Origin of the sequence: Nocardiopsis tropica, assembly GCF_042660575.1 — a bacterium.
GTDB lineage: Bacteria > Actinomycetota > Actinomycetes > Streptosporangiales > Streptosporangiaceae > Nocardiopsis > Nocardiopsis tropica.
In genome coordinates, this window is sequence record NZ_JBHSUF010000009.1 from 285,976 (window position 1) to 306,594 (window position 20,619).

The following is a 20,619-nucleotide window of genomic DNA, read 5'->3' on the forward strand; positions in this document are numbered from 1 at the left end:
GCGGATTCCGCTGACAGGGGGTGTTCTCAGTGACCGGTCGAGAGCCCGAGGACGGGGCGGGGGAAGCGTCGGAACCGCGTCCCGACCCGGTGAACCACCACCCGCCGGAGGAGTGGAGGCCCGGGGACCCCGGGGACCCGGTCGAGGGCGGCCGGCAGCCCCCCGGCGAACCGCCGCACGAGTTCCCCCACCACGATCCGCACATGCGGCAGCCCCCTCAGGGCGGGGAAGGAGAGGGGTACACCTCGCAGGACCCGCCCCCGGGCGGGCACCCCGGCCGGGACCGGCCCTTCGGAGCGCACCCCTACCGGGAGCAGCCCTACGGCGACCACCCGCAGGAGGACGGCGCACCGGGGGAGACCCCCGCCGGCGGATCGTCCGCGCCGGGCGCCGGTGAACTCTCCGAGGGACCCAACGGGCCCGCGCAGGCGGGCTACGAGCACGAGGGGTACCCGCCCGGCTACGGCGAGACGGACACCTCGGAGGCCGGCGCGGGAGGGGCCCCGGACGGAGGCCCGCTCCCCGGGGACCGGAGCTCCGGCCAGGGACCCGGTTACGGCGAGGCGGGCGGCTACCCGTCCGGCCAGGGGCCCGGGTTCGCGTCGGATTCCGGATACGCGGCCCACCACGACCCCGGACAGGGCTACGGGCAGGGGCCCGGGTACGGCCCGGGACAGCCGCCCGGATACGGCCCGCCGGGCTACGGGCAGGGACCCGCCTACGGCCAGGGCTGGCAGCCGCAGCCCGGCTACACCTACCCGCCCCAGGGCGGCTACGGACCGCCGGAGACCAGACCCACGCCCTGGGGCAAGATCATCGGGATCGGCTGCGGAGTCCTGCTGCTCCTGCTCCTCCTCGGCGGCGGGTGCACGGCCATCGCGCTGATCTCGGCGGGCGTCGGCGACCGGGCCACGGAAGGGTCCGGGGAGCGGGCCCCCGGGGACGAGGGGCTGACCGAGACCCGGGGCGCGGAGGTCACCGCCGGCGAGACCGACTTCGAGCCCAGTCCGCTCTACGCCGAGGGCGTCTACACGAGCGTCGCCGTCTCGGTCACCAACTCCGGCGAGGAACAGCTGGACGTCAACCCGCTCTACTTCAGCATCGTGGACGAGGAGGGCTCCGTCCACAGCACCAGCGAGGCCATCGGCATGGACGCCAACGAGCTCGGCGCGCAGACCCTCGCCCCGGGACAGACCACGTCCGGGGCGATCACGGTCGAGGGCCGGGTGGACGCGGCGCGCGTCGTCTTCGAGCCCTTCTACAGCGGCCCGGTCGAGGCGCCGGTCACCTGAGGCCGGTGGCGGGGGCACACAGGACCCCGGGCTGTGCGCAGGCGTGCGTCAGGGGGCCAGGGCGGGGTCGCGCAACCACTCGGACAGGGCCTCCTGGCGCTCGCCGTCGCACTTGAGGGGGCAGGTGGTGCAGTAGCCGTGCTCGGGGTCGCCCTTGTAGTCGAAGCAGCAGGTGCCCCGTACGGCCCAGGTCCCGCGCGGGTTCTCCGGGGCGAAGGGGAACAGGCGGGGCCGTTTGCGGGTCACGGCGCCCGCCTCGACCACGGCGTCCGCCAGCCGGGTGGCCAGTCCCCAGGCCTCCTCCGCGTCGCGGCCCAGGTACCGGGCCGGGTTGAGCATGTAGAAGTGCAGGGTGTCGAGCACCCACCCCCACAGGGTGCGCCTGCCCGCGCGCGAGTGCGCGTGCAGGGCCTCGACCAGGGGCGAGAAGGTGGCGAACAGGCCCTCGGCGGCCAGGCGCAGCTGGTCGTCCTCGTCCCGGGCGGCCACCGTCCCGGGACGGCCCGCGGCCGGGTCGTCCGGCAGCACGGCCAATCGGGTGTCGACCGACGCGGGGGTGCGAAACCGCGCCTGGACGGTGTCCCAGGGCAGGTACAGGCGGTCCGGGGACAGGACCGGCGCGCGCCCGGTCAGGTACAGGGAGGCGGAGACCAGGAAAATGGGCTCGCGCAGGGTGACCCGGAGGAAGTTGGTGGCGGCCGGGAGCCGGTGCCCGGGACCGTGCTCGGTCTGCAGCTTGTCGAACAGGACCGGCACCCAGCCCTCCGACGCCAGGGAGTCGGACCGGTACCAGTGCACGCCGCCGACCGCGTGGGAGTGCAGGTCGTCGAGGGGGAGGAGGGCGGGCAGAGGCGCGAACCTGAGCCCCGCGCAGGCGTCGCGGAGCGTGTCGAGCGGGTCTGGAGTCACCGCGGAACCTGCCCTTCGTCGCTGATGCCGTCGTGTCCGGGGGTGCGTTGTCGCAGTTCACACCCCGGGGGTACGGGTACATCTGCGTCTCTTAAGTGAGGCTACCCTAACGAGTGGTGATGTCGCAATGAACGTCGGGGTGACCCGGATCCTTCCCCGAAGCGCGGTCGGAAAGTCCGGTTCGCTCAAAATCTGGTGCGTTTTTGTCTTTTGTCCGCTGTTTCGGGTGTCCGGGATGTGCGGTGCGGAGCCGCGGCAGCGCCGTCGCCACCGCGGCCCCGCACCGGATCACGCCGTCCTCGGGGCGAGTGCCCCGCGTCCGCGGGGGCGGCGGTACTTGAGCCACCACTCCACGAACAGCAGGGGGAGCACGGTGTTGAGGAACGCCGCGCCCGGGGCGATGTCCAGGATCAGCGCCTCCATGTCACCGCCGTAACCCGACTCCAGGCGGGGCAGTGCGGCGAGCATCAGCAGGGGCACGCTCACCCTGGCGAGGGGGATGGACAGGATCAGCGCGAAGCTGCGCAGCATCCACTCCCGGTGCACGCCGTACCGGCGCCGGCGGGCCATCGTGTAGCCGATGGCGGTGAAGGCCAGCCACGAGAGGGCCCACACGGTGTTGATGAGGGCGACCGAGGTCCCGCCGTGGCTGTACGGCGCGATGAGCAGGGCCGGCACCCCGACGAAGGGGATGCCGAACACGACGTAGGCGCGCCCGCTCCACCGGTGCACGGCGGGGTACGCCAGGCGCAGCCAGGGCCACACCTGGAGGGTCACCAGTGCCATGAGCACGGTGCCGCCGAAGATGTGCGTCAGCAGCATCGGGTAGTACCAGCCGGGTTCCTCCCAGATCGGTATGGGCGCGGTCGCGGGGTCCAGTCGCGCGTAGGGCGGGACGGAGAACGCGGCGAAGGTCCCGCAGAGCAGGGCCAGCGGTGCGATCCAGGGGCGCTCCCACCAGCGCGCGGCGGGCCGCTTACGGCCGGCGCCCGTTCCGGGGGGCTCCGCGGTGGAGGTGGTCATGGGTCTTCTCCTCTGTCGTGAGGGGGCGAGGAGCGGGGCAGGGCTCGCGGTGGCGCGGCGGGACCGGGTCAGCGGCTGAGCCGCCGGAAGCGCCGCACGGCCAGGGGCGCGGCCACGGCGACGGCGAGGACCGGGACGGCCAGCGCCAGCAGGAGGGCGTTCTCCGAAGGCCAGGCGTCGGAGGGCAGCGACGGGTTCCCGAACAGGTCGCGGGTGGCGGTGACCACCGCCGAGAGCGGGTTCCACTCGGACACCGGGGCCAGCCAGGACGGCATCGCCGAGGAGGGGATGAAGCTCGTCGAGAGCATGGTGACCGGGAAGACCAGCGGATAGACCACCATGCTCACCGCATCGGGAGTGGGAAGCAGAAGGCCCATGAGCACCCCCAGCCACACCAGGGCCAGCCGGAAGAGCAGGAGCACCCCGATCGCGGCGGCGGCGCCCCCGGGGCCGTCCTCGGCGCGCCAGCCCATCGCCAGCCCGACGAGGAGCAGCACGGCCACCTCGGCGCCCGCACGGGCCATGTCGGTCAGGACGCGGGCGCCCAGCACGGCCACCGGGGACATGGGGAGCGTGCGGAAGCGGCTCATCACGTCGCGGTCGGTGTCGCGGGCGATGCCGGAGGCGGTGCCGCCGACGCCGTAGAGCATGACCATCGCGACCATCGCCGGGACCAGGAACGCCCGGTAGCCGTCCGTTCCCGGCGGTGCCATCACGTCCCCGAACACGTAGCCGAAGAGCAGGACCATCATGACCGGCATGGTGATCGCGATGGCCGGCTCGAAGGGGTCGCGCGCCATGTGCAGGAGGTTGCGGCGGGTCAGGACCAGGGTGTCGGAGAGCGCCTTGCGCCACCCGCGGAGGGCGCCCGGCGGGCGGGGCGGGCCGTCGCCGGGCGGTGTCGGGCGGGGCGTGGTTCCGAGGCCGGCGGCGGTCATCGGTACTCCTTCCGGAGGGTGCCGTCGGAGGCGGCCGGGTCCCCGGCGCCCCCGCCGGAGCGGTCGGCGGCGGGCTCCCCGGTGAGGGCGAGGAAGACCTCGTCCAGGCTGGGGCGGCGCACGCCTACGTCCTCCACCCTCAGGCCCGAGCCGTCCAGCGCGCGGACCACCGCGGTCAGCACGGCCATGCGGTCCTCGGCGGGGACGCTGACGCGCTGCTCACGGCGGTGGACGCCGACCGCCCCGGGGACGGCGGAGCGCAGGAGTTCGGCGGCGGCCTCCAGGTCGGCGGGGTCGCGGACGATCACGTCGACGCGGTCGCCGCCCGCCCTGGTCTTGAGGGAGTCGGGCGTGCCCTCGGCGATGACCCGGCCGCGGTCGAGCACGGCGACGGAGTCGGCGAGCCGGTCCGCCTCCTCCATGTACTGGGTGGTGAGGAGCACGGTCGTGCCGGAGGCCGCCAGGGCGCGGACCGAGTCCCAGACCTGGAGGCGGCTGCGCGGGTCGAGCCCCGTGGTGGGCTCGTCCAGGAACAGCACGGCGGGCCCCTGGACGAGGCTCACGGCCAGGTCGAGGCGGCGGCGCATGCCGCCGGAGTAGCCGTCGGCGCGCCGGTCGGCGGCCCCGACCAGGTCGAAGCGCTCCAGGAGGACCTCGGCGCGGTCCGCGGCCTCGCGGGGGCCGAACCCGTACAGGCGGCTGAACATGACGAGGTTCTCGCGGCCGGTGAGGAGTTCGTCCACCGACGCGTACTGGCCGGTCAGGCCGATCCTGGTGCGGACCAGGTCGGCCTGGGCGACCACGTCGTACCCCGCGACGAGGGCGTGTCCGGCGTCGGGGCGCAGCAGCGTGGCCAGGGTGCGCACGACGGTGGTCTTGCCGGCGCCGTTGGGCCCGAGCAGGCCGAGGACGGTCCCGGGCGGGACCGTCAGGTCGACGCCGTCCAGGGCCCGGGTGGAGCCGTAGCGCTTGCGGAGCCCCCGGGCGCTGATGGCCGGGGTCGGGTGGGTCATGGCGTGCGCCCTCTCAACTGTTTATCTCATACACGTATTAGTGTAATAGATACACAGTTTTAGGATGGGTGTCAACGCGACCTGGAAGCCGAAGGGGCGCAGCCGACGACTGGTGGGGTATGACGACCGAGCAGCAGCCGACGAGCCGGACGACGCGGGAGGTGGACCTCCTGTGGGGACTGGACCGGCCCGCCCCCAGACGCGGGCCCCGGCCCAAGCTCAGCCGGGAGGCCGTCGTCGACGCCGCCGTCGCCGTCGCGGACGCGGAGGGCCTGGAGGCCGTGTCCATGCAGCGGGTCGCCAAGGAGCTCGGCTACACCACGATGTCCCTCTACCGGCACGTGGACAGCAAGGAGGACATGCTCGTCCTCATGAGCGACCGGGCCATGGAGGGGACGCCGCCCGCGCCGCGCCCGGACCGGGGGTGGCGGGCCGGGGTCGAGGAGTGGGTCCACGAGGTGATGGAGGTGTACCGCCGCCACCCCTGGGCGATCCAGCTCCCGCTCAGCGGGCCGCCCGTCGGGCCCAACGGCCTCCGCTGGATGGAGGCGGGCCTGCGCGAGGTCGTCCGCTCGGGGCTCGACGTGGGGGGCGCGCTCCAGATGCTCTCGATGCTCTCCTCCCTGCTGCGCGACACGCTCCGCCTGGAGGCGGACATGGCGCGCGCGGCGAGGGAGGCGGGGAGCACGATGGCCGAGGCCGAGCGCGACTACAGCGTGGGCCTGCGCAAGGTCGTCACCCGCGAGGAGTTCCCCACGATCGCGATGATGCTGGAGAGCGCGGTGCTGGAGGAGGAGCCGCCGCCGGGGCGTCCGGACCGGCTCGGCGGTCCCGCGGAGGAGTTCGACTTCTCCCTCCACCGCGTCCTGGACGGCATCGAGGTCCACGTCGGGCGACTGCGCGCCGAGCGGGAGGCCGGGGGCGGGGACGCCCCCGCCCGCTAGCCGCGCTCCCGCGGGGCGGGCGACCCGCGCTCCCGCGGGCCGGGGGCCGCGGCGCCGCCCCGCCCCCTCCGGCCGGCACCGCTGAGGGCGGGGGAGAGCCGCCGGCGCCCGCTCCCGCGACCGGTCAGCGCACCAGCACCAGGTGGTGCCTGGCCAGCACCGCCACGATCTCCGCGGCCCGCTCCGGGGCCACCCCCGCGCGGTCGGCCAGCGCGCCCACCGTGAGCGAGCGCTCCTGCGCCAGCACCGCCAGGACCGGCTCCACCTCGGCGGGGAACCGGTACCGCCGCCCGCTCACCGACACCGCGACCCGCCCGTCCTCGCGGACGAGCGGCGGAGGCAGGATCGGCACGAACTCCACCCGGGCGTCCTCCGGCGGAGCCCCCTCCTGGACGGGCCACGGGAGCGAGAACGACGTCCGGCGCGGGAACCGGGCGTCCCGCTCGGCCAGGAAGTCGTCCACGCCCCACTCCTCGGCCAGCTCCACCAGCCGCGCCGCCAGCTCGTGCTGGTGCTTGCGCCGCACGTCGGGGTCGCAGAAGCGGGGCAGGTCCCGCCGGAACCCCTCCTCTGCGAACAGCCGCCGCACCAGGGCGTCCGCCCAGTCCACCCCGGTCGCGCGGGTGAACCCGAAGGTCAGGTGCATGCTCACGTCGCCCGTCCCGGTCACGGTGTGCCACCAGCCGCGCGGCACGTGGATCACCTGGCCGGGGCGCAGGACCCCCTCCCACACCAGGTGCAGCCCGCCGTCGGCGTCGCGGGGGGGCTCGTGGTCGTGCTCCAGGTCGTTCTTCATCGGGAAGGGGCGCGAACCGGGGCCGTGCACCTGCCAGTGCTTGGTGCCCTCCACCTGCACGATCACGGTGTCGTGGTCGTCCCAGTGGGTGTCGAAGCCGCGCGACTCGCCCCAGATCAGGTACAGGTTGGCCTGCGCGCGCTCGCGCACGAGCCGCATCAGGTCGTCGGCCGCCGCCCCCACGGGCGGGTGCATCCTGTCGACCCCGTCCAGGACCAGGCTCGCCCCCGCGCGCAGTTCCCGGTAGAGCGCCTCGGGGCGCACCACCCGGCGCTCGGTCCGCGAGGCGGTCGCCGTCTCGGTGTAGCGGTCGACCGGGACGGGAGACCCGTCGCGGTGCAGGCGCAGTCTCGGCGGTTCCGGCGAGCACGCGGCCAGCAGCCCGTTGAGGTCGTCGAAGGTCAGCAGCGAGCGCACCGCCTCCGCCCCCAGGTCGGCGAAGACGAACTCCTCCGACAGGCGTGTGGTGAGGGCCTCCCGCCCCACGATGTCGCACAGCGTCCGGGTGAACAGGTGGCCGGGGTCGGTCACGGGTCGTCCTTTCCGTACAAGGGGGAGGGGGCGCCGCCCGGCCCGGTCGCCCGGGCCGGGCAGCGCCCCGGTCCCGAGATCAGATGAAGTCGGAACTGGAGTCGGTACCGTCGCTGTCGCCGCCCGCGGTGATGTCGCGCGACGTCACGTCGGCCAGGTCCTCGATCTCGACCTCGATGGGGTCCATACGCACCGCACCTCGCTTTTCTGTGTGCTTCTCGTGCTGTTTCCTCTGTCCAGGGCCGCCCGCGCGCGTCAGCGCGGGGACAGCCCCGTTCGGTGGGCCGCGAACGCGTGCGCGTCGGCGGCCAGTCCCACCGCCCGGCCGACCGCGCGCGGGCCGTGCCCGACGTCGCGTTCGTACCGGAGCAGGACCGGTGGGCGTCCCCCGTCCCGCGCGGCCGCCAGGAGCGCCGCGCACATCTTGCGCGGGTGGGCGGCGTCGGTGCGGGTGTCGCCGTGGAAGCCGGTGAGCAGGACGTCCGGGAAGTCCGGCCGCGGCGTGCGCGCGGCGGCCTCCAGGGCCCGGTGGTAGGGGGAGTAGGACATCAGGGCGGCGAAGTCGTCCGGGTCGGCGGCGGTGCCGAACTCCCGCGTCCACATCCGGCCCAGGCCCATCCGCTCGAACCGGGCCATGTCCGCGAGCGGGGCCGAGGCGATCACGGCCCCGCACAGGTCGGGACGGGCGGTCGCCGCGGCCAGGACGAGCAGACCGCCCGCCGATCCGCCGGACAGGCACAGCCGGTCCCGCGTGCACAGCCCCGCCGCGACCAGGGCGTCGGCGGAGGCCACCAGGTCCTCGACGGCGCGGGGTTTGGCGCGGCCGGATCCGGCCAGGTGCCACGCGCGGCCGGCGTCGCCGCCCCCGCGCACGTGGGCGACGGCGTACCGCCCCCCGGCGAGCAGCCAGGCCAGCACCGTGGCGCTGAACCCGAACTGGCGCGGGCGGCCGAAGCCCCCGTAGGCGTGCAGGATGGTCGGGGCGGGGCCGGAGGGATCGGGCGCACCGGCGCCCGCCGCGCCGAACACCGTGACGGGGACCCTCGTGCCGTCCTCGGAGCCGCACCACAGCACGGTGCGCTCCACGGCGGGGGAGGGCGGGGCGTCCGGGGCGCCCGGGGGCCAGGGGCCGGGCCGCCGCTCCCCGGGCGGCAGGCGCAGGATCCGCTGCTGGGCGGCCACGTCCGCGTACGCCAGGTACACCGATCCGTCGGGGGCGGTCTCGGGGGTGGAGACCATGCCCTCGCCCGGCAGGTCCACGGGGTGCAGGAGCGCGCCGGTGCGGGCGTCGTGGACGGAGGCCTCGCTGATCCCCAGGCGGGTGCGCGACACGAACAGCGCCGGGGCGCCGGCCCCTTCGCCGGGGGAGCGGGCCAGGACCGCGAACGCGTCCAGGGTGGCGCCGCTCTCCTGCGCCACCACCTCGGTCCAGTGCTCCACCCCGGGTTCTTCCGGGGAGACCGCGCAGATGCGCCTCCAGGGCGCTCCCAGGGTGGTGCGCAGGTACAGGAGGCCGTCCGGGCCCAGCCGGGCCTCGGTCTCGCCCTCCTCGCCCACCTGGACGGGTCTCGGCGCGGGCCGTGCGGTCCGGCCGCCGGACAGGTCGGCGAGCCACAGGTCGGTGCGGTGCCCGGTGCCGTGGCTCTCGGTGACCAGCAGCCACCGTCCGCCCAGGACGCGGACCCCGGGCACGGTGCCGGGGGCGGTGCAGGCGTGGACGAGCGTCTCCGCGCCGTCGCGGACGCGGCGCAGCCAGACGCCGCGCACCCCCCGCTCGCCGTCGCGGCGCACGTAGAAGAACGAGGGGTCGCCCTCGGGGGCCCACGCGACGTGGGAGTAGCGCACCCCCGGCACCTGCGGTCCGCACGGGTCGCCGGTGGCGGTGGAGAGCACCCGCAGGATCCCGCGCTCGACGCCGCCGCGGGAGGTCTGCACGGCGACCATGTCGCCGCCGGGGCCGGGTTCCCAGGCGTCCAGGGTGGTGCGTCCGGTGGGGTCCTCGGCCGCGGGGTCGTAGACGGTGCGCGGGGGCGCCGACCCCTCCAGCACGACGAGGCGGGGGTGTTCGCTCCCGGCGGGGCGCACGGTGGCGAAGGCCCGGCCGGGCCGGTGCGCGGGGACGCTCCACAGGTCGGTGGCCACGAGGGAGCGGATCCGCTCGGCCAGGTGCTCGCGCAGGGGCCAGGCGGCGGCCTCGCGCTCGTACTCGCGGCGGCGCTCGTCGAGCCAGCGGGCGGTCTCGGGGGAGTCGGGGGTCTCGAGCCAGCGGTGGGGGTCGGCCACCCGGCGGCCGTGCAGGGTGTCGACGACGGGGCCGGGGGCGAGGGCTGCTCCGGGGGCTCGGTTGGGCACCATCACATGGTTCAGGTGGGCCGAGTCGGCGGTCAAGCAACAGCTACCTCACCCACAGGAACATGAGTATGTCCGACTGGTCAGGTTTATGCACTGTTTGGGGAAGTGTGGGGGCTCGCGTCCCTTGTGGGCGGAGCGGGTCCGAACGGGTAGGACCCCGGACGCGGGACGCCACGTCCCGCGGACTCGACGGGCACACCGCCCGGGACCGGGAGGAGAGCATGGGGGAGACGGTGGAGCGGCGCGGGGCGCCGCTCGGTCGGTCCGTCCTGGCGGCGGCGGGGTTCGCCGCGGCCGTCGCAGCGGTGGCGGCCGTGGGCGGGGCGGCGGCGAGCGGGTCGGGCGCGGTCTACGCGGCACTGGAGCTGCCGGCCTGGGCGCCGCCCGCCTGGCTGTTCGGCCCCGTCTGGACCGCGCTGTACGTGGTGATCGCGCTGGCCGGATGGCTGGTGTGGAGGGCCTCCGGGACGGCGGGGGCTCCGGCCTTCTTCGCCGTCTACGCCCTCCAGCTCGTGCTCAACGCGGCGTGGACCCCGCTGTTCTTCGGCGCGGGCCTGTACGCCGCGGCGCTCGCCGACATCACCGCCCTGGCCGTGGCGGTGGCCGCCGCGATCGCCCTGGGCCGCCGGCACAGCACCGCCGCGGCGCTGCTGCTCGTGCCGTACCTGCTGTGGGTGCTCTTCGCCGCCGCCCTCAACCTCGCGATCGCGGTGGCGAACTGAGCCCCGCCCGCCACCCGCCGCCCCGGTGAACAGGGGCGGGGCGGCTCCCCGCGTCGCGCGGGAAACCGCCCCCGGGCCCCGGAGGGCGGCGGACCGGCCGGAGGGGCGGGGCCGCGGCTTCGGGGCCCCGGTCCCGCCCCCTCCGAACCCACGGCTCACGGAGCCGGAGGGACCGCTCAGGCGTTGTCGGGGTGGCCGATGGCCAGACCGCTCTCCTGGTCGAAGAAGTGCAGCTGGCTCACGTCCACCGACAGGCTGACCTTGCTGCCGGGACGCACCTGGCTGCGGGGGCTCACCCGGGCGGTGAAGAGCGAGCGGTCGCCGCCCAGGGGCAGCGCGGCCTCGGCGCTCTCCTCGTCGTCGCCCGCGGCGTCCCTGGCCAGCGCGGTGGCGTCCTCGTGGCGCACCGGCGGGGCGTCGACGCCGAAGATGATGTTGATCTCGGTGCCCAGCTCCTCGGTGACGCCCGCGGTCACCTCGATGCGGGGGTCGCCGTTGCCGTCGAACTCGGCGTCGTTGAAGTCCGAGGGGCGGATGCCCAGGATGACCGAGCGGCCCAGGTAGTCGCGCAGCTTCGGACGGGCGTCCAGGACGGCCGCGGGGACGGGCAGCTTGTGCTCGGCGAACGTGAGGGTCGCCCCGCTGCCGTCGGCGGTCAGCTCGGCGTCGACGAAGTTCATCGCGGGCGAGCCGATGAAACCGGCCACGAACAGGTTGACGGGGGAGTCGAACAGGCGCTTGGGGGTGTCGACCTGCTGGAGCCGGCCGTCGCGCAGCACCGCGACCCGGTCGCCGAGGGTCATGGCCTCGATCTGGTCGTGGGTGACGTAGACCGTCGTGACGCCCAGGCGCTCGTGGAGCTGGTTGAGGGAGGCGCGCATCTGCACGCGCAGCTTGGCGTCCAGGTTGGACAGCGGCTCGTCCATGAGGAACGCGCGCGGCTCGCGCACGATCGCGCGGCCCATGGCCACGCGCTGGCGCTGACCGCCGGAGAGCGCGCCCGGCTTGCGCTTGAGGTAGGGCTCCAGGCCCAGCATCTCGGCCGCCTCCTGCACGCGGCGGGCGATCTCGGGCTTGGCGACCTTGCGCAGCTTCAGGCCGAAGGCCAGGTTCTGCTCGACGCTCATGTGGGGGTAGAGCGCGTAGTTCTGGAAGACCATCGCGATGTCGCGGTCCTTCGGCGGGCGGTCGTTGACGATCTCGTCGCCGATGACCAGGGTGCCGGCGGAGATCTCCTCCAGGCCGGCGATCATGCGCAGCGCGGTGGACTTGCCGCAGCCGGACGGGCCGACGAGCACCATGAACTCGCCGTCCTCGATCTTCAGGTTCAGGTCGTCGACGGCCTTGACGTCGCCGCCGTAGATCTTGTCAACGCCCTCAAGGACGATCTCCGCCATGGTTTCAGCTCCCGCGCTGGGCTCGAGGTGGGGGTGACGGGGATCTCGTGGCCGAAGGTCCGCGTCACCCGACCCGGTGTTTCCGAAGTTGATCGAAACGGGCCGATTTACTGATCACATCAGACACGATCGTGATCGAAAAGTCCAGGCTTGGCCTGATGTCGATCCGATTGCGGTCAGACACAAACGGCACCGGTCCAGCTGGCGTGGCGGCCCCAGGTGCGTTAGCCTGTCCGACGGTTCATCGCTATCTCCCCTCCAGACGCTCGAAGCGGCGGTCACGACACGGCAGCCGGGTTGAGGCATCCGGTTGGGGAGTCTGGGTAACCTAACGACCAGTCCAGCACTGGACGGACCGGTTGTGCGGCCCCCGCTCGTCCGATCGGACGCTGCATCACGCGCCAGGTGCAGTTGGGATCGGGTGAGGGGCGGAGTACCACGACCGGGCGGGGGGTTGGACCCGGAAAAGGCCCGGACATCCAGTAGACAACGGTCTTCCGAGCTCGCCGCCGACGGGACGGAGCCGGTCCGAAGGGTGGCTCGGGCCTTTTCCGCGTCCCCCCAATATGCTGACCGCCAGCACTTCACCCGCCAGCGGAAAGCGAGCACCCCACGTGGTTGCCGAGCACATCGAGCAGGGCGACGCCCCCGGCTCCGACAGACCCTCGCCGGGACCGGAGGGGCGGGAGCGGACGGCGAACCCGGGACGCTCCCTCGCCTCCGCTCTGATGGCGGGACACCGCTGGGGACGCCTCGACCTGCTGTGGCGCGTACTCGCCGCGGTCGGCTCCGGCCTCGCACAGCTCCTCGCCCTGCCGCCCTTCGGCCTGTGGTGGCTGGGGCCCCTCAGCGCGGCCCTGCTCGCCTTCGCCGTCGCCGGGACCCGCATGCGCCGCGCCGCCTGGATCGGCGCCCTCGCCGGAGGCACCCTCATGGTGCCGCTGGTGCACTGGCAGGACATCTTCGGCGTGGACGTGTGGCTGGCCATCGCCGGCGCCGAGACCGTCTACTTCCTCCCCATGGCCATGGGTGTGGCGCTCGTCATGCGCCTGCCCGGCTGGCCGCTCTGGACCGCGGCGCTGTGGGTGGCCCAGGAGGCCGTGCGCGCCCGCTGGCCCCTGGGCGGCTTCCCCTGGGGCAAGCTCGCCTTCGCCCAGCCCGACACGCCCTTCGTCGGCTACGCCGCACTGGGCTCCTCCGCGCTCGTCTCCTTCGCCGTCGCCCTCACCGGCGGGCTGCTGCTGTGGAGCGTGCTGCGCGCGGCCCACGCCCTCCCCGTCGCGCGGGGAACGGCGCCGGACGCCCCACCGGCCCGCACCGGGTGGATCGGCGCGGCCGCGGGACTGGCCGCCTGCGCCGTCATCGTCGCCGGGGGTTCCCTGGCCCCCGCGATCGGCCGCCCCGCCGTCGACGACACCGTCACCGTCGGCATGGTCCAGGGCAACGTGCCCAACGTCGGCCAGATGTCCATCCTCGGCGAGCGCATGCAGGTGCTCAACAACCACGCCGACGGCGTCCACGAGCTCGCCGCCGCCGTCCGCGAGGGGGAGTACCCGAGCCCGGACATGGTGCTGCTGCCCGAGAACGCCACCGACATCGACCCCTTCCGCGACCCGGTCGCCCGCGAGGTCATCGACGCCGCCGCGGCCGACGCGGGCGTCCCCCTGCTGTGGGGCATGAGCCGCTTCAACGACGACGGCACCCGCTACGTCAGCAGTGTCGTCTGGGACCCGGAGACCGGGCCGGGAGAGCTGTACGACAAGCGCTACCTGGTGCCGTTCGGCGAGTACGTCCCCTACCGCGACTTCTTCACGCGGTTCGTCGACCGCCTGCAGCAGGTCAGCTCCGACGCCGTCCCGGGCACCGAACCCGGGGCCCTGGACGTGGCCGGCACCACGCTGGCCGTCGGCATCTGCTTCGACGTCGCCTTCGACCCGCCGGTGCGCGAGTCCGTGGCCGCGGGCGGGCAGGTCATCGTCATCCCCACCAACAACGCCAACTACAACTTCACCGGCCAGTCCGACCAGCAGCTCGCCATCACCCAGCTGCGCGCGGTCGAGCACGGCCGCCCGGCGGTGGTCGTCTCCACCAGCGGCGTCAGCGCCGTGGTGGACCCCGACGGCAGCGTCGTCTACCGGTCCCCCGAGGGCGAGCCCGACATCCACGTGGCCGAGCTCGACGCCATGGACGGCACCACGGTGGCCACCCGGCTCGGCGCCGCCCCCGAGGCGGCCCTGAGCGCCCTCGGCCTGGCCGCGGTCGCCGCCGCCCTCGTGATCGGCCGCCGCCGGGCCTGAGGACGCCACGGAACCCGCGCCGGGCGCCCCGCCGGGGCGTCCGGCGCGTTCGCCCGCGGATGAGCGGGCCCCGTCGGGGAACCATCAGGGCCCCGGGCGCGTTCACCCCTGTAAGGGAGGACCCGTTGGCCGACGACCCTGAGGATGGTTCCGCATGCCGCTGCTGACAGTGCTGGCGCTCATGGCGCTGCCCTTCCTCGAAGTGTGGCTGATGATCGTGGTGGGCGGCTGGATCGGTGTCCCCTGGACACTGGCGGCACTGGTCTCGCTGATGGTCCTGGGCGTGGCCGTGCTGCGCCGGGCCGGGACCAAGGCCTTCCAGGACGCCGACAGGGCCATGCGCTCCGGTGAGCCGCCGCGCGGCGGCCTGCTCGACCCGCTCATGCTGATGGCGGGGGGCGTCCTGCTCGTCATCCCCGGCTTCATCACCGCCGCGCTCGGACTCCTGCTCGCCCTGCCGTTCACCCGGCCGGCGCTGCGCTGGGCGTTCGCCGGATGGGCGCAGCGGCGGATGAGGAAGATGCAGGACCGCGTGAACCAGGAGTTCGTCGTGCAGGGCGTCGGCGTCCCCGGACAGGGCGGACGCGCGGGCGACCCCTTCGGGGGAGGCCCCGGAGCCGCCCCCTTCGGCCGCCGCCCCGGCGCCGACGCGGCGGGGGACGCCCCCGCGTCCGACCGCGGACGCGTCATCCAGGGCCGGTTCGAGCCCACCGACGGGGACGACGACACCCCCAGATGATCCATCCACCTCCCGGGGCAGGCGCGCTCCCGGGAGCGACGAGGCCCGCCGCGGATCGCCCCACGGCGGGCCTCGTCACGTCCGGCCCCCGGTCGTCAGTCCCGGTCGTGGAAGTGCGCCTGGAGCGCGCGCACCTCCTCGGCGAGCGCCTCCACGGGGCCCTCCACCTCGACCCCGGGCACGACGTCGTTGACGGGCAGCGCGCGCACGGGGCCCGCGGGCACCCCCCACTCCTCCAGCCAGGAGACCAGCTGCGCCGAGGAACTCGCGTACACGATCCGGCCGAGGCCCGCCCAGCCGTGCGCCGCCGAGCACATGGCGCAGTGCTCCCCGGAGGTGTACACGGTCGCCGCCGCGCGCTCGGCCGGGGTCATGCGGGTCGTCGACCACCGGGCGATCGCGAACTCCGGGTGCTGGGTGCCGTCGCCGCCCGCGACGTGGTTGTGGTCCTCGAACAGCACGGTCCCGTCTGCCGCGACCAGCAGTGATCCGAACGGCTCGTCCCCCGCGGCCAGCGCCTCCGCGGCCAGTTCGACCGCACGCCTCAGGTGCCGCAGGTCGGTGTCGTCCACCATGCCCTCCCTCTCCTCGCGCCGCGGCCCCCGGCCGCGGTCCGCGCCACGGTACCGCCGGGGCGGCCCGGACGGCGAACCCCCTGCGGGAGGCGTCCCGGGGCCAGGCCGGGGTCCGCGCCCGCGGCCGAACCCTCCTTCCCGGCCCGCGCCCGCACCGCCATCGCCGCGGAGCGGGCCGAACCCCACCGCTGAGGGTCGGGCAGGGGCCGGCCCGGCCGGGTCCGCACACGCGGACGGCCGCGCCGGAGCACGTCCGGCGCGGCCGTCGGGGGCCGGTGCGGTCCCCTAGACCATGGAGGCCTCCCGGTGCCCGTCCTCCTCACGGGCCGCCTCCTCGGCGGCGCGGGCCTCGGAGCGGGCTATCCACCGGTCGTCCACCACCCGGATCACCGTGATCGCCACGATCGCCACCCCGGCCACGGCCAGACCGGTGAGGACCTTGGCCGGGTCGCTCACGTCCAGGTCGAAGAACCACTGGCCCAGCGGCGTCACCATGGCCAGTGTCAGCAGGCCGACCATGGAGCCCACCATCAGGACCTTCCACCACACGTACGGCTTGGCCACCAGCAGCAGGACCCACAGGGTGGTCGCGCACAGCGTGATCACCACCGCCGTGCGGTCCGCCGGGTCCGGGACGGTCCGCCCGCCCAGCACCAGCAGGTAGGTCGTCACCGCCGCGAAACCGGCCACCATCCCCGAGGGGATGGCGAGCCGCAGCGTGCGCATCACGAACCCCGGCTTGGCGATGTCGGTGTTGGGCGCCAGGGCCAGGAAGAACGACGGGATGCCGAAGGTCACCGCGTTGATCAGCGTCGCGTGCCGGGGGAAGAACGGGTACGCGACCGCCAGCAGACCGACGATGATCGCCAGCGTCATCGTGTACACGGTCTTGGTCAGGAACAGGCTGGCCACACGCTCGATGTTGCCGATGACCCGGCGGCCCTCGGCCACCACGCGCGGCAGCACCGCGAAGCGGTTGTCCAGCAGGACCAGCTGCGCCACCGAGCGCGACGCCGGGCTGCCGGAGCCCATCGCCACCCCGATGTCGGCCTCCTTCAGGGCCAGCACGTCGTTGACGCCGTCGCCGGTCATCGCCACCGTGTGCCCGCGGTCCTTCAGCCCGCGCACCATGTCGCGCTTGCGCTCCGGGGTCACCCGGCCGAACGCCGAGCGCCTCTCGACCTCGCGGGCCAGCTCGCCCGCGTCGGCGGACAGGGAGCGGGCGTCCACCGGGTCCTCCGCGCCGGGCAGGCCCAGCTCGCGGCCCACCGCGCCGACCGAGGCCGCGTGGTCGCCGGAGACGATCTTGACGTCGACGCCCTGGCCGGCGAAGTAGTCGAGGGTGGCCCCGGCGTCCTCGCGCACCTTCTGGTCCAGGACCACCAGCGCGACCGGGGCCACCTCGCCGGGGGCGTCGTCGGAGTCCACCCGGGCGGAGGCGCGGGCCAGCAGCAGCACCCGGAGCCCCTGCGAGCCGAGCCGTGCCGCCTCGGCCGCGGCGGGGGAGTCGGGGGAGGACAGCACGTCGGCGGCGCCCAGGACCCAGTGCTCCTCGCCGCCCGGGGTGAGGAAGCCGGCCCCGCTCCACTTGCGGGCCGACGAGAACGGCGCCAGCGCGGTGACGGTCCAGTCGGGGGCGGACACCCCGCTCGACCCGAACCCCTGCGCGATGGCGGCCATGCTCGCGTTGTGGTCGGGGTCGCAGGCCGCCAGGGCGGCCAGCACCTGGGTCGGCGAGGGGTCGTCGCCTACCGCGCGCCCTCCCAGGTCGCGGATCTGGGCCAGCTTCATGCCGGCCTCGGTCAGCGTCCCCGTCTTGTCGGTGCACACCACGTCCACGCGGGCCAGGCCCTCGATCGCGGGCAGCTCCTGCACCAGGCACTTGTACTTCCCCAGCCGGATCACACCGACCGCGAAGGCGATGCTGGTGAGCAGGATCAGCCCCTCGGGGATCATCGACACCAGCGCCGCCACCATGCCGCGCAGCGCGTCCGCCAGCGGGCCGGAGATCTGGCCGCCCGCCGTGGGCTCCTCCAGCGTGACGTGGCCGCCCATGAACAGCTGGCTGTAGATCAGCAGGGCACCGATCGGGAACAGTGCGTAGGTGATCCAGGTCAGGATGCGGTTGATGCCCGACCGCAGCTCCGAGTGCACCAGCGAGAACCGGCTCGCCTCCTCGGCCAGGCGTGCCGCGTACGCGTGCCGCCCCACCTTGGTGGCGCGGAAGCGCCCGGCGCCCGCCACCACGAAGCTGCCCGACATCACGGTGTCGCCGGGCCGCTTGAGCACGGGATCGGCCTCGCCGGTCAGCAGGGACTCGTCGACCTCCAGCCCTCCCGCCCAGGTGACGACGCCGTCGACCGCGATCTGGTCGCCCGTGCCGACCTCGAGGACCTCGTCCAGGACGATCTCCTGGGTGGTCACGCGCACCGTCGCGCCGTCGCGCACGACCCGGGGGTGGGCGGCGTTGACGATCGCGAGCTTGTCCAGGGTGCGCTTGGCGCGCAGCTCCTGGACGATGCCGATCAGCGTGTTGATCAGGATCACCATCGCGAACAGCCCGTCCTGGACGGGACCGATCACGGCGATGATCGTGAACAGCACCGCGATCATCGCGTTGATCCGCGTGAACACGTTGGCTCGGATGATCTGCCCGACGCTGCGGCTGGCACGCACGGGGACGTCGTTGGTCCGGCCGGTGGCGACCCGCTCGGCGACTTCCGCCAGGGTCAGCCCGGTCTCGGACGGGGGGCCGTGGAGGCCCGGCCCGGCACGCTCGGGCCGCGCGCCGGTGACGTTCGGGGCAGCCGCCTGCGAATCCCTGTCCGAGGCGCCTTCCGCACCGTCGTCGGGTCGTTCGGGTTGGACGGGCACGCACACTCCTGGGTGGTACGGGAGACGGGTGGACGGGCCCCTGAACACGCGAGGGGGCGCACCGGCCACGGACGTCCGGAGAGTAAGGAGATCCACAGCCTAGAAGACCCCCGGACCACTCGCGGGCGTCCTGTCCCCCCGATGCCGGGTGGTACCCGCACCACCAGGCGTCCGGGGGGACGGCGGCCGTGTCCGGCGCCCGCCCCGCCCTCCCCGGCAGGCCCCGAGCGGACGTAGAGTCCGGGTACAGTTCCGTCCACCCTCCGGTCGGGCCTCTCGGGCCGTGCCTCCGGGGAGACAGCAGAGGTCCTCATGTGCACCGTCATCGTCGGATTCGATCCCGGCGCCGACACACCACTCGTCATCGCGGCGCTCCGGGACGAGATGTCCCTCCGGCCCTGGGACCCGCCCGCGCGCCACTGGCCCGACCGGCCCGAGCTGGTCGGCGGGCGCGACCTCACGGCGGGGGGAACCTGGCTGGCGGTGAACCCCGCCCGCCCCCGCGTCTGCGCCGTGCTCAACGGGTGGCCCTGGGACGGGAGCATGCCCTGGGAGGGCGTGTACCCGGCGAGCCGGGGGGAGCTGCCGCTGCGCGCCCTCGCGCACCCGGTGCGGGACCCGCTCCAGGGGGAGGACCCCACCCGGTACGCGCCCTTCCACCTCCTGGACGCCGACGCCCACAGGGTCGGCCTGCACAGCTGGGACGGGCGGTGCATGGACACGAGGCCGCTGCCCGCGGGGGTGAGCATCGTGGTGAACACCGGCCTGGACCCGCACGACCCCAGGGCGGCGCGCCACACGCCGGAGTTCGCGGCCACCCGGCCCGACCCGGCGGACCTGGCCGCCGCGAAAGGGGTGGAGGAGGTCTGGGGCGAGTGGCCGCGCCTCATCACCGAGGCCGCCGGCGCGACCCCCCGTTCCGTGGGCGCCGACGGCCAGGGCGATCCGTCGGGCCTGGTCGCGCGGGCCGATCTGGGGGAGGGGCGGATCTGGGCGACGGGCTCGGTGACGCTGGTCGCGCTGGACCGTGAGACGGTCCGCTACGCCTTCACGGACGCCCCTGCCGACGCCGGGGCGTGGCGGATGGTCGAGGTGTGAGGGGCCGTCGCCGCCCCGGCCCGGGGCGGCGACGGGCCGCGGAGCGAAACCTCCGCGAAGGATTCCCGCAACGGGGTGTTTACAGGAGGTCGGCCGCTGGCTACTCTCATGGGAGCGTTCCCAAATGACTTGGGTCACATTCTTTCGACATCCCCCTCCCCCTGACATCCCCCGACATCCCCCTCCTCCCACACCCCTCGCCCGGCGTCGCACCATGGTGGTCGGGTTTTCTTCGCCTGCCGTTTGGGAGCGCTCCCACATCCCCTGGCGCACCGCGCCCCTGCCAGTACGAGGTCGTCATGCCCCGCGCACCTCCGTCCCCGTCCACGTCTGAGCGGACCTCACGCAACCGTCGCCCGCACCCCCGGTCGACACTCCGCAAGCTCCTTTTGGTCACCCCCCTCCATGAGGAAGAAGACGACATGAGCAGGATCCACCGTGGCGCGAGCACACGCTCGCGGACACGACGAGGCCTCGCCGCGGCCTCGGCCCTCGTACTCGGCACCACCTTGGCACTCCTTCCCACCACGCCCGCGAGCGCCGCCCCGGGCTGCGAGGTGGACTACCAGGTCAACGACTGGGGCTCCGGTTTCACCGCGAGCGTCGAGATCACCAACCTGGGAACCGCCCTCAACGGCTGGACCCTCGACTGGTCCTTCCCCGGGAACCAGCAGGTCACGAACCTGTGGAACGGTACGCACACCCAGTCGGGGCAGGACGTGTCGGTGACCGCCGCCGGTCACAACTCGTCGATCTCCACGAACGGGACCGTCTCCTTCGGGTTCAACGCCTCCTACTCCGGCAGCAACGCCGCACCGTCGGAGTTCACCCTCAACGGCGTGGTGTGCGACGGATCGGTCGACCCCGGTCCAGGACCCGACCCGGACCCGGACCCCGACCCGGAACCGGGGGACCGCGTGGACAATCCGTATGAGGGCGCGGATGTGTACGTGAACCCGATCTGGTCGGCCAACGCCGCCTCCGAGCCGGGCGGGGACGCGATCTCCGACCAGCCCACGGGTGTGTGGCTGGACCAGATCAGCGCGATCGAGGGCAACGACAGCCCGACCACCGGATCGATGGGCCTGCGCGAGCACCTGGACGAGGCGGTGGCCCAGG

16 protein-coding genes are annotated in these 20,619 nt (G+C 74.2%); 7 read left to right on the forward strand and 9 right to left on the reverse strand.

Translation table 11 applies throughout. The annotated features are described in order from the left end of the window. Positions 1-203: 203 nt before the first annotated feature. Complete coding sequence (locus tag ACFQBR_RS17125; RefSeq protein ID WP_344180682.1) at positions 204-1,292, forward strand: DUF4352 domain-containing protein; 1,089 nt, start codon at positions 204-206, stop codon at positions 1,290-1,292. 48 nt (positions 1,293-1,340) lie between these two features. On the opposite strand, the gene ACFQBR_RS17130 is transcribed toward ACFQBR_RS17125, so the two are convergent. The 4 genes from ACFQBR_RS17130 to ACFQBR_RS17145 all read right to left on the reverse strand — a co-directional run bounded on the left by ACFQBR_RS17130 (position 1,341) and on the right by ACFQBR_RS17145 (position 5,175). Beyond that, positions 1,341-2,201 carry a ferric iron reductase gene (locus ACFQBR_RS17130; protein ID WP_344180684.1) on the reverse strand — a complete coding sequence of 287 codons (861 nt, stop codon included), beginning with the start codon at positions 2,199-2,201 and terminating at the stop codon, positions 1,341-1,343. A gap of 288 nt (positions 2,202-2,489) precedes the next feature. Next, complete coding sequence (locus ACFQBR_RS17135; protein ID WP_344180686.1) at positions 2,490-3,224, reverse strand: DUF2306 domain-containing protein; 735 nt, start codon at positions 3,222-3,224, stop codon at positions 2,490-2,492. Between the two features lie 68 nt (positions 3,225-3,292). Next, positions 3,293-4,162 (reverse strand): ABC transporter permease, encoded by an 870-nt coding sequence (locus tag ACFQBR_RS17140; protein WP_344180688.1) that lies wholly within the window; start codon positions 4,160-4,162, stop codon positions 3,293-3,295. Further along, positions 4,159-5,175 carry an ATP-binding cassette domain-containing protein gene (locus tag ACFQBR_RS17145; RefSeq protein ID WP_344180690.1) on the reverse strand — a complete coding sequence of 339 codons (1,017 nt, stop codon included), beginning with the start codon at positions 5,173-5,175 and terminating at the stop codon, positions 4,159-4,161. Before ACFQBR_RS17145 ends, ACFQBR_RS17140 begins: the two co-directional genes overlap by 4 nt. Before the next feature lie 119 nt (positions 5,176-5,294). Here ACFQBR_RS17145 and ACFQBR_RS17150 point away from each other — a divergent pair, with 119 nt between their 5' ends. Next, positions 5,295-6,119 carry a TetR/AcrR family transcriptional regulator gene (locus tag ACFQBR_RS17150; protein WP_344180692.1) on the forward strand — a complete coding sequence of 275 codons (825 nt, stop codon included), beginning with the start codon at positions 5,295-5,297 and terminating at the stop codon, positions 6,117-6,119. A gap of 124 nt (positions 6,120-6,243) precedes the next feature. On the opposite strand, the gene ACFQBR_RS17155 is transcribed toward ACFQBR_RS17150, so the two are convergent. Both ACFQBR_RS17155 and ACFQBR_RS17160 read right to left on the reverse strand, forming a co-directional pair. Beyond that, positions 6,244-7,446: a JmjC domain-containing protein gene (locus tag ACFQBR_RS17155; RefSeq protein WP_267945295.1), complete on the reverse strand. Its 1,203-nt coding sequence runs from the start codon at positions 7,444-7,446 to the stop codon at positions 6,244-6,246. 255 nt (positions 7,447-7,701) lie between these two features. After that, positions 7,702-9,801 carry a prolyl oligopeptidase family serine peptidase gene (locus tag ACFQBR_RS17160; RefSeq protein ID WP_344180701.1) on the reverse strand — a complete coding sequence of 700 codons (2,100 nt, stop codon included), beginning with the start codon at positions 9,799-9,801 and terminating at the stop codon, positions 7,702-7,704. A gap of 218 nt (positions 9,802-10,019) precedes the next feature. Between ACFQBR_RS17160 and ACFQBR_RS17165 the strand changes: the two genes are divergently transcribed. Then, the gene (locus ACFQBR_RS17165) at positions 10,020-10,520 is read left to right on the forward strand and encodes a TspO/MBR family protein (RefSeq protein ID WP_344180695.1); all 501 of its coding nucleotides are present in this window, start codon (positions 10,020-10,022) and stop codon (positions 10,518-10,520) included. A gap of 176 nt (positions 10,521-10,696) precedes the next feature. On the opposite strand, the gene ACFQBR_RS17170 is transcribed toward ACFQBR_RS17165, so the two are convergent. After that, on the reverse strand, positions 10,697-11,917 hold the full coding sequence (locus ACFQBR_RS17170; RefSeq protein WP_267945293.1) for an ABC transporter ATP-binding protein: 1,221 nt from the start codon (positions 11,915-11,917) through the stop codon (positions 10,697-10,699). Positions 11,918-12,531: 614 nt separating this feature from the next. Here ACFQBR_RS17170 and lnt point away from each other — a divergent pair. Then, positions 12,532-14,214, forward strand: a complete 1,683-nt coding sequence (gene lnt, locus ACFQBR_RS17175; RefSeq protein WP_378553808.1) for an apolipoprotein N-acyltransferase — start codon at positions 12,532-12,534, stop codon at positions 14,212-14,214. A gap of 154 nt (positions 14,215-14,368) precedes the next feature. After that, the gene (locus tag ACFQBR_RS17180) at positions 14,369-14,953 is read left to right on the forward strand and encodes an FxsA family protein (protein ID WP_267945292.1); all 585 of its coding nucleotides are present in this window, start codon (positions 14,369-14,371) and stop codon (positions 14,951-14,953) included. A gap of 95 nt (positions 14,954-15,048) precedes the next feature. On the opposite strand, the gene ACFQBR_RS17185 is transcribed toward ACFQBR_RS17180, so the two are convergent. Continuing rightward, on the reverse strand, positions 15,049-15,528 hold the full coding sequence (locus ACFQBR_RS17185) for a tRNA-specific adenosine deaminase (RefSeq protein WP_267945291.1): 480 nt from the start codon (positions 15,526-15,528) through the stop codon (positions 15,049-15,051). Positions 15,529-15,813: 285 nt separating this feature from the next. Further along, entirely contained in the window at positions 15,814-18,402 is a 2,589-nt protein-coding gene (locus ACFQBR_RS17190; RefSeq protein ID WP_344180697.1) for an HAD-IC family P-type ATPase, read from the reverse strand. A gap of 312 nt (positions 18,403-18,714) precedes the next feature. Between ACFQBR_RS17190 and ACFQBR_RS17195 the strand changes: the two genes are divergently transcribed. Further along, on the forward strand, positions 18,715-19,500 hold the full coding sequence (locus ACFQBR_RS17195; RefSeq protein WP_344180699.1) for an NRDE family protein: 786 nt from the start codon (positions 18,715-18,717) through the stop codon (positions 19,498-19,500). A 422-nt stretch (positions 19,501-19,922) separates the two neighbouring features. Then, positions 19,923-20,619: cellulose-binding domain-containing protein (locus ACFQBR_RS17200; RefSeq protein WP_378553811.1), on the forward strand; the 697-nt coding region annotated here is incomplete at its 3' end.

Coding starts and splice junctions, on each gene's coding strand:
- ACFQBR_RS17125 (WP_344180682.1), top strand. CDS start 204: ATGCGGCAGCCCCCTCAGGGCGGGGAAGGAGAGGGGTACACCTCGCAG.
- ACFQBR_RS17135 (WP_344180686.1), bottom strand. CDS start 3,224: ATGACCACCTCCACCGCGGAGCCCCCCGGAACGGGCGCCGGCCGTAAG.
- ACFQBR_RS17140 (WP_344180688.1), bottom strand. CDS start 4,162: ATGACCGCCGCCGGCCTCGGAACCACGCCCCGCCCGACACCGCCCGGC.
- ACFQBR_RS17145 (WP_344180690.1), bottom strand. CDS start 5,175: ATGACCCACCCGACCCCGGCCATCAGCGCCCGGGGGCTCCGCAAGCGC.
- ACFQBR_RS17150 (WP_344180692.1), top strand. CDS start 5,295: ATGACGACCGAGCAGCAGCCGACGAGCCGGACGACGCGGGAGGTGGAC.
- ACFQBR_RS17160 (WP_344180701.1), bottom strand. CDS start 9,801: ATGGTGCCCAACCGAGCCCCCGGAGCAGCCCTCGCCCCCGGCCCCGTC.
- ACFQBR_RS17165 (WP_344180695.1), top strand. CDS start 10,020: ATGGGGGAGACGGTGGAGCGGCGCGGGGCGCCGCTCGGTCGGTCCGTC.
- ACFQBR_RS17170 (WP_267945293.1), bottom strand. CDS start 11,917: ATGGCGGAGATCGTCCTTGAGGGCGTTGACAAGATCTACGGCGGCGAC.
- ACFQBR_RS17180 (WP_267945292.1), top strand. CDS start 14,369: ATGCCGCTGCTGACAGTGCTGGCGCTCATGGCGCTGCCCTTCCTCGAA.
- ACFQBR_RS17185 (WP_267945291.1), bottom strand. CDS start 15,528: ATGGTGGACGACACCGACCTGCGGCACCTGAGGCGTGCGGTCGAACTG.
- ACFQBR_RS17195 (WP_344180699.1), top strand. CDS start 18,715: ATGTGCACCGTCATCGTCGGATTCGATCCCGGCGCCGACACACCACTC.